Genomic DNA, 519 nt, shown 5'->3' with positions numbered 1-519 from the left:
ACAACTCAAGCGCTGGTCATGCTCGCCCGAAAGTTAGCTCGAGTAGTCTTCGCTCTGTTAAAGAACCAGAGCGAATATCAAACAAAAGTGGCTTGAGGGCTTTCCCAAAACCATAGAATCTCCTACAAAAGCTCGCGGATAACCTGTAGGAGCGAACTTGTTCGCCAAAGCACTATTTCTGACGCAGGAAATGCATCGACTGTACCGCCCTCTTCGCGAACAAGTGCGCTCCTACAAAAGCTCGCGGATAACCTGTAGGAGCGAACTTGTTCGCGAAAGCGCTATTCCTGACGCAGGAAATGCATTGACTGTACCGCCCTCTTCGCGAACAAGTGCGCTCCTACAAAAGCTCGCGGATAACCTGTAGGAGCGAACTTGTTCGCGAAAGCGCTATGAGCTGGTCTAATGACCCCGGACACCTTAATGGGTGAAACTATATCCATTGAGGAGTCACCATGACCAAGAAATACAGAAAATTCGATGCAGCCTTCAAGCTTGATGTCTGCAAGCTCATCGTTG

At 49.3% G+C, this 519-nt stretch carries 1 protein-coding gene and 1 pseudogene; one reads left to right on the top strand and one right to left on the bottom strand.

The window, feature by feature from the left end; translation table 11 throughout:
* Positions 1–96: pseudogene (locus RGM3321_RS00210) on the top strand (IS110 family transposase); the annotation flags it as partial.
* A 185-nt stretch (positions 97–281) separates the two neighbouring features.
* Here the strand turns inward: RGM3321_RS00210 and RGM3321_RS00205 are convergent.
* The coding region (locus RGM3321_RS00205) for a hypothetical protein (protein ID WP_244391036.1) at positions 282–519 on the bottom strand (238 nt) is incomplete at its 5' end.

It is taken from the genome of Pseudomonas sp. RGM 3321 (genome assembly GCF_022836805.1).
In the GTDB taxonomy this organism is placed as follows: Bacteria; Pseudomonadota; Gammaproteobacteria; order Pseudomonadales; family Pseudomonadaceae; genus Aquipseudomonas.
The sequence above is the reverse complement of the archived record's forward strand: the minus strand, read 5'-3'. Positions and strand labels throughout refer to the sequence as shown.